General features: G+C 74.0%; 5 protein-coding genes. All 5 read left to right on the top strand.

Annotated elements, in window-relative coordinates; translation table 11 throughout:
• A partial coding sequence (locus UW392_RS14590) for a VWA domain-containing protein (RefSeq protein WP_320775399.1) occupies positions 1 to 821 on the top strand: 821 nt, incomplete at its 5' end.
• A 133-nt stretch (positions 822 to 954) separates the two neighbouring features.
• Complete coding sequence (locus UW392_RS14585; RefSeq protein ID WP_320775398.1) at positions 955 to 1,401, top strand: SRPBCC family protein; 447 nt, start codon at positions 955 to 957, stop codon at positions 1,399 to 1,401.
• A 214-nt stretch (positions 1,402 to 1,615) separates the two neighbouring features.
• On the top strand, positions 1,616 to 4,150 hold the full coding sequence (locus UW392_RS14580; protein WP_320775397.1) for an MGH1-like glycoside hydrolase domain-containing protein: 2,535 nt from the start codon (positions 1,616 to 1,618) through the stop codon (positions 4,148 to 4,150).
• Positions 4,147 to 6,162, top strand: a complete 2,016-nt coding sequence (locus UW392_RS14575) for a galactosylceramidase (RefSeq protein ID WP_320775396.1) — start codon at positions 4,147 to 4,149, stop codon at positions 6,160 to 6,162. Before UW392_RS14580 ends, UW392_RS14575 begins: the two co-directional genes overlap by 4 nt.
• A 90-nt stretch (positions 6,163 to 6,252) precedes the next feature.
• Positions 6,253 to 6,417 (top strand): hypothetical protein, encoded by a 165-nt coding sequence (locus tag UW392_RS14570; RefSeq protein ID WP_320775395.1) that lies wholly within the window; start codon positions 6,253 to 6,255, stop codon positions 6,415 to 6,417.

Here is a 6,417-nt window from a genome sequence, read left to right as displayed (position 1 = left end):
CCGACGACGCCACGCTCACCGTGCCGCTGCGGCTGCCGAGCACCCGCGCGGGGCCGGTGGACACGCCGTTCGGCGGGCTCGGCGCGCGGGAGGCCGCGCTGCTCGGCCGCCGGCTGGAGGACGCGTCGCGCCAGTGGCCTGCCCGCCGGACCCGGAGGTTCGCGGTGCGGCCGGGCGGGGCGCGGGTCGCGCTGCGGGAGACCGTGCGCCGGGCGCGCCGCACCGGCTGGGAACCGGTGCGGCTGGTGCGTACCGCGCCCGTGCGCCGTCCGCGCCGGGTGGTCCTCGTGTGCGACGTGAGCCGTTCCATGCAGCCGCACGCGGTGGCTCTCCTGCACCTGGCGCGGGCGTTCGCGCTCCGGGCGGCGGACACCGAGGTGTTCGCGTTCGCCACGTCCCTGACCCGGCTCACGCCGGTGCTGGCGGACCGTTCGGCCCAGGCTGCCGTGGACGCGGCGACGCGGCGGGTCGGCGACCGGTTCGGCGGTACCCGCATCGCCCACTGCCTGGGTGAGCTGCTCGCCTCGCACCACGGGGGCGCCGTGCGGGGCGCGGTGGTCCTCGTCTGCTCGGACGGCTGGGACGCGGACCCACCGGAGCGGCTCGCCGCGGTCATGGCCCGGCTGCGGCGCCGTGCGCACCGGGTGGTCTGGCTCAATCCGCGGGCCGCCGCCCCGGGGTTCGCGCCGCGTACGGCGGCGCTGGCCGCCGCGTTGCCGTACGTCGATCTGCACCTGCCCGCCGACGGCTTCGACGCGCTGCTGCGGGTGCCCGGGGCGATCGCGGCGGACCGGGGAGACGGGCGGCGCCGCCCAAGGTAGGCGTGTCGTGCGCGGTGTCCGGCAGGTACGGCACGTCGTGGCCGCCGCCGCGGGGTGGTGACGGCCGCGCCGGTGCGGTCGGTGGGGCCGTCCCGAGGTGCGGCCCGGGGGCGGCGCGGCGATCCTGAAGGACATGACCGGCCTGGAACGCCTGATGGCGGCGGAGCTGAACCTGCGGGCGATCGGCCCGGCCTCTCCCGACACGGCGTGGTGCCGCTACCTGCGCTTCGGCCTCTGGCCCGGCTGGTCCCCGTACATCCTCGGTGTGGAGACGCCGGGCGACCGGATCGCGCCGGGAGCGCGGGGCACGGTCCGCGGCCCGCTCGGTGTCCGCGCGCGTTTCGTCATCGACTCCGTCGACGAGGAGCGCCGCTCCTGGACGTGGCGGGTGCGGTGCGGGCCGCTGCGGATGCGGCTGACCCATGACGTCCTGCCGCACACCGACGGCGGGAGGACCGGCGCGGAGGCGGGAACGGGGACCGGTACGGAGACCCGGCTGCGGCTGCGGGGCCCGGCACCGGTCCTCGCGGCGTACGCGCCCCTGGCCCGCCTGGCGCTGGGGCGGCTGGTCCGGGCCTGAGCGACGGCGTCGCGATCGGCTCCTGGTTGATCCACAAGCCTTGACAGCCCGGTGGGGTCGTCCATACTCGCATCTGACCGGTGACCGACATACCGATTGTGGTTCGAAATCTCGAACCCGTGCTCTCGGTGGTCACCGCGCCCGCACACGCACGACGACCCGCACCGTTTCGTGAACTCGTGAAGAAGGGCACCACCACGTGACGCACCCCCGTATGCCCAGACGCCACTTCATCGCCGCCGTCGGCGCGACCGGCGTCGCGGGCCAGGCGCTCGCCCTCACCCCGGGCACCGCCACCGCCGCCCCCGCCGCGAACGGCGCCGCAGCCGCAGCCGCCGACCGGTCCGGACCCCAGGAGGCGGCCCTCCCCTACCCCACCCACAGACGCCCGTTCGCCATGCCGGGCGTCCGGGAACAGGACTGGACCGGCGCCCTGTTCGTCGGGGAGGGCGAGTCCCGGTTCGCGCTCCGCGTCGGCCTGCTCACCGGTCAGGGCAAGCTGGTCCGGGAGAAGATGACCAACCACCTCTGGCGCATCGGCCCCATGACACCGGACGGCGCGTACAAGGAGGTGCGGGTCAGCACCGACGACCGCACCGTCATGCCCGCGCACCTGGACGCCCTGCGCGAGGTGATCGCGCACCCGGACCGGTGGTCGCAGAGCGCCGTCGCCGACGCCACCGCGAAGCTGCCACAGCTGGAGCAGAAGTACGCGCAGGCACAGGAGCAGAAACGCACGATACGCGTCCGCTACGCCCGCACGGCCGACGGCGCCGGGCTGGTGGGGGCCGTCACCGCGCTCGACGACGACACCACCGTCGTCCTCGAACTCGGCACGCCCTGGGGCGAGAAGGCCGCCTTCGCGCTCGACGGCCAGGACGCGACCGGCAGCGCGGCCGGGCTGGTCGACACCGGCCGCACCGGTCGGGTCCGCCTCTCCCCCACCGAACCCGCCGACAGCGCCGGCTGCTGGGCCTCGGTGGCCGACCTGACCGCCGCCGTGACGGGCGGCACCGGCACACCCGGCGACGCGGTCGCCGGGCTCGTCTACCGGCTCGGCAGGAACCAGACGCTCACGTTCGCCGCCCGCGTCTCCGACGAACCGCCGCACGACGGCACCCCGGAGGCGCACGACGTCGAGCGGCTGCTCGCCGCCGCCGGGGCACGGGTACGCGAGCGCGGCCTCACCGGGACCGGGCCGGTCGGCCGGGCGGCGGACGCCGTACGCGACGCGCTGTCCCTCAACACCAACTACGACAAGGACCGCCACCGCAACTTCGTCATGTGGGGCTGGGGCGGCGGGGGCGGGCTGTTCACCGGCTGGGACTCCGCCTTCGACTGCGTCGAGGCCGCGCTGGTCAGCCACCCGCTCGCCGTCCAGCACGAGACGGACGTCTTCGAGGCCCCCGCGCCGCCCAACCAGGTGGAGCTGACGGGGCCGCGCTACGACCAGCAGAACGCCGGTCCCATGCACGCGTACGCGGTGTGGCGGCTGTACACCAAGCTCGGCGACCGCACGGTCCTCGAGCGGGCGTACCCGGCGCTGGTCACCTTCCACGACCTGCTGCCCGAGTGGGACACCGACAGGGACGGCCTGCTGGAGACGCCCTACTTCGGCGACCGGGTCGGCGGCCGGGGCAACCACCTGGGCCTGGACGACAGCCCCGTGTACGCCGACTACCACCGGATCGCCAAGCAGGGCGGCAGCGGTGACGCCCGGGACAACACCGATCTGACCGACGTGGCGCTCAACTCGTACTACGCGCTGCTCTCCGAGATCCTCGCGAAGATGGCCCGGGTGCTGGGCCGCCGCGCGGACGCGGAGCGGTTCGCGGCGCAGCACGCGACGGTGAAGCGGCTGCTCAACGCCCGCCTGTGGCACGCGGAGAAGGGCCTGTACCTGAGCCGCTACCTGGACGGCACCTGGAACGAGACGGTCACCCCGACCGTCTTCTACCCGCTCTTCGCGGGCCTCGCCACCCGCGAGCGCGCCCGGATCCTGGTGGAGGAACACCTGCTGAACGAGGACGAGTTCTGGGGCGAGTACGTCATCCCGAGCGTCGCCCGCAACGACCCGTCCTACTGCACCGGCGGTACCGTCCACCCCGAGTCGGAGCACTTCAGGTTCTTCGAGCGGTACGGCGACGGTTCGGCGCCCGAGCAGTGGAAGGGCGCGGCGTGGCCGCCGATGAACTTCACCGTGTACGACGGTGTCAAGCGGTACGGGTTCGACGAGGCCGCCGGTGCGTTCGCCGCCCGCAGCACCGCCATGTACCTGCACGCCTGGGACAGCGAGGGCTGGTTCCCGGAGTCCTTCGACCCCGAGCCGGGGCAGCGGATCATGTCCTCCGCCGTCGACACGGCCTGGCGCACCTACTCCTGGTCCAACGCGATGGCCGTGCAGGGCCTGCACGAGCTGCTCTCCGACAACCCGTGGGACGGCGACCCCGCGGCGCTCCTGTTCGGCTCGCTGTCGCTGCCCGGCGCCAACACCGTCGACAACGTTGTCCTGCGCGGGCACACCTACAGCGTCTCCGCGGGGCCGCGCCGGACCACGCTCGTGCGCGACGGGCGGACCGTGTTCCGGGCGACCGGCGCGCGCGTCGCGGTCCGCGGTTTCGTGCTCCGCGACTCGGGTGCCTCCTTCGACGTCCACGCCGACGGACCGGCACGCATCGAGGTGTTCCTCCCGAACGGCCGGTCACGCGGCCGGAAGGTACCGGCCGGCCACACCGGGGTCGAGCTGTGAGCCGCGTCGCGCGGGCCCTGTGCGCCCTGCTGCTGTCCTGTCTCGCCGCCGTCGTGCCGTCCGCCGCGCACGCCGGTACCGCCACCGGCGTCCAGCGCATCGCCGTGGACGGCGCCGGCACCGGGCGCGTCTTCGACGGCGTCGGTGCCATCAGCGGTGGCGGCGGCACGTCACGCCTGCTCGTCGACTACCCCGAACCGCAGCGCCGGCAGATCCTCGACTACCTCTTCGAACCGGGCTACGGCGCGTCGCTGCACCTGCTGAAGGTGGAGATCGGCGCGGACACCAACTCCAGCAACGGCGCCGAGCCGAGCCACATGCGCACCCCGGACAAGGTCGACTGCGACCGGGGCTACGAGTGGTGGCTCATGGAGGAGGCGAAGAAGCGCAATCCGGCGATCGACTTCTACGGCCTCGCCTGGGGAGCGCCCGGCTGGTTCGAGGGCGGCTTCTGGTCCGCCGACAACGTTGCCTACCTGATGGAGTGGCTGGGCTGCGCCGAGCGGCACGGCCTGGACATCGACTACCTGGGCGGCTGGAACGAGAAGGGCTGGGACGCCGCCTGGTACGGCGACCTGAAGCGGGCCCTCGTCGCGCACGGGTACGGCGACGTCAAGGTGGTGGCCGCCGACAACGCCGGGTGGGACGTGGCCACCGACATGAAGGAGGACGCCGCCTTCGACGCGGCCACCGATGTCGTCGGCATCCACTACCCGTGTTCCGCCGTGCACTGTTCCAGCTCGCAGGAGGCCCTCGACCTGGACAAGCCGCTGTTCGCCAGCGAGTCGGGCTGGAACAACTACCTGACCGGCGCCACCCGGCTCGCGGCGGAGATGAACCACGAGTACGTGGACTCCCGCATCACCGCCTTCGTCAACTGGCCGGCCGTGTACGCCTGGTACCCGACCGTGCAGATGCAGGGCAGCGGTCTGCTGCGGTCCAACGAGCCGTGGAGCGGTGACTACGAGCTGGGCCCGACCCTGTGGACCGTCGCGCAGACCGCGCAGTTCACCCGGCCGGGCTGGCGGTACATCGACTCCGCGAGCGGCTACCTCGACGGCGGCGGCACGTACGTCACCCTGCGCTCCCCGGGGAAGCGTCCGCAGTACACGACGGTGTTCGAGACGACCGGCGCGACCGCCCCGCAGACCGTCGACGTCACCCCCGGCGGCGGGCTGCCGGGCGGCGCGCTGCACCGCTGGTCGACCACGCTGGAGTCGGCCGACCCCGCCGACTGGTTCGTGCGCGGCGCCGACGTCCGCGCGGACGCGGCGGGCGGTCACCGGGTGACCCTGGAGCCGGGCACCGTCACCACCCTGACGACCGTGGCGGGCGGCAAGGGCGAGGCAGCGGCGAAGGCGCCCGCCTCCCGCACCATGGCGCTCCCCTACCGCGAGGGCTTCGAGTCCTACCGGGCGACGGACACGCCCCGGTACCTCTCCGACATGGAGGGCGCGTTCGAGGCGGCCCGCTGCTCCCCCGGGCACGGTGCGGCGGCGGGCAGCCGGGGCAGCGGCACGTGTCTGCGGCAGGTCGTGACGACCGAGCCGGAGAAGTGGTCGCGGGTGGCGAGTCCGCTCACCCTCGCCGGGGACCTGAGGTGGACCGACTACACCGTGTCCGCGAAGACGCGCCTCGACAGCTCCGGCACGGCGTCGCTCCTCGGACGGGTGGTGAACCAGCTCAACAACGTCGGCACCGGACGCGTCAACGCCTGGCAGGGCTACTACCTGGACCTGGCGGACGACGGGGCCTGGGCGGTGCGGGTGCTCGCCCCGGACAAATCCACCCGGGTCCTGGCGAGCGGCACCCTGGACGGCGCCCGTGCCGGGGCCGGGACCTGGCACCGGCTGTCGCTCGGCTTCTCCGGTGACACGGTCACGGCCCGGATCGACGGCTCCGTGGTGGCCCGGGTCACCGACACCACGTACGACCACGGGCAGGTCGGTCTGGGCCTCGGCTCCTACACCGCCTCGGAGTTCGACGACCTGACGGTCGTCCCCTCCGCGTAGCGGCGGACGCGTACCGCCGGGCCGCCGGGGTCTGTCGCACCCCGGCGGCCCGGCCGCGTGAAGACGGCGCAGGCGGGTACCCCCGTCGGCATGCTCTTCTTGGTCATCGCCCTGCTGCTGCTCGGCACCCTCCTGGGAGCGGCCGCCTATCTGCCCTGGCCCGTCACCGTCGTCCTCGGCGCGGTCGTCCTCGTCTGGCTCCTGGTCTTCACGGCCCGGGAGCGCAGGCGCCGTTCGTCCGCGGGGAGGGCCTGA

The organism is Streptomyces sp. CRN 30 (assembly GCF_034105845.1).
The sequence above is the reverse complement of the archived record's forward strand: the minus strand, read 5'-3'. Positions and strand labels throughout refer to the sequence as shown.